Source organism: Pseudomonas ekonensis (genome assembly GCF_019145435.1).
Classification (GTDB): Bacteria; Pseudomonadota; Gammaproteobacteria; order Pseudomonadales; family Pseudomonadaceae; genus Aquipseudomonas; species Aquipseudomonas ekonensis.
Map to the genome: position 1 here is coordinate 485,119 of NZ_JAHSTS010000002.1, position 1,077 is coordinate 486,195.

1 protein-coding gene is annotated in these 1,077 nt (G+C 68.2%); it reads right to left on the bottom strand.

Annotated features, from left to right (window positions below):
* Nucleotides 1-55: 55 nt before the first annotated feature.
* A complete protein-coding gene (locus KVG96_RS15225; RefSeq protein WP_217892881.1) occupies nt 56-1,012 on the bottom strand; it encodes an alpha/beta hydrolase in 957 nt (318 codons plus the stop codon).
* Nucleotides 1,013-1,077 lie beyond the last annotated feature (65 nt).

The following is a 1,077-nucleotide window of genomic DNA, read 5'->3' on the forward strand; positions in this document are numbered from 1 at the left end:
CCCCGCCCACAAAAAAGGCCGCTGTCAGCGGCCTCTCCTTCCCTCAACGTGCAGCCTACAGGCCGAACACCGCCCTCAACCGCTCGGCGATGTGCTGCTGCGCCTCTTCGGCCTCATCGACGATCGCGCCCATGCGCATGAAGTCGTGGGTCATGCCCTCGTAGACCTTCAGTTCCACCGCCACCCCCGCCGCCTGCAGATGACGGGCATACGCCACGCCCTCGTCGTGCAGCGGATCGCATTCGGCCAACACCAGCAGCACCGGCGCCACCTGCGCCGACGGCTCGCCCAGCAGCGGCGAGAAGCGCGGGTCGAGGCGGTCTTCGGCGCTGCGCTGGTAATGGCTGTAGAACCACTCCAGGGACGCCTTCTCCAGCAGATAGCCCTCGGCATAGCGCTCGATGGTCGGCGTGCTGCGGCTGGCGTCGGTGACCGGGTAGATCAGCACCTGCAGCAGGGGCCGCACCGGCGCCTGGGTCAGTTGCGCGGCGAGCACCGTCGCCAGGCTGCCGCCGACGCTGTCGCCGGCGATCGCCAGGCGGGCGGTGTCGATGCCCAGGTCCTGGGCGCTGCCCATCAGCCAGTCCCAGGCGTCCCGCGCATCGTCGGCGGCGGTCGGGAAACGGAACGCCGGCGCCAGCCGGTAAGCCACCGACAGCACCACGCAGTCGGCCATCGACGCCAACGCCCGGCACAGCGAATCGTGGGAATCGAGACTGCCGACCACGTAGCCGCCGCCATGGAAATACAGCAGCGCCGGGCGTTTCGCCCCAGGCTGCAGCGGTTTATCGCTATAGATCCGCGCGTCCAGCAGCGCGCCGTCACGCACCGGCAAGCGCAGTTCGTCGACGACGGCGAGGTCTTCGCCGCCGGCGTCCATCAGCAGCGACGATTGATCGAACTGCTCACGGGCCTGCTCCGGGCTCAGCTCATGCATGCCCGCGCGCTTGCCGCTGGCCCGGCCGTTGCCGACCAGTTGCAGGAACGCGGCGATATCAGGATTCAACGACATTCAATTCTCCAAACCGAACGGGCGCCATGGGCGCCCGTTCGGTGTTTCCGGTTTCAGGACAGGTT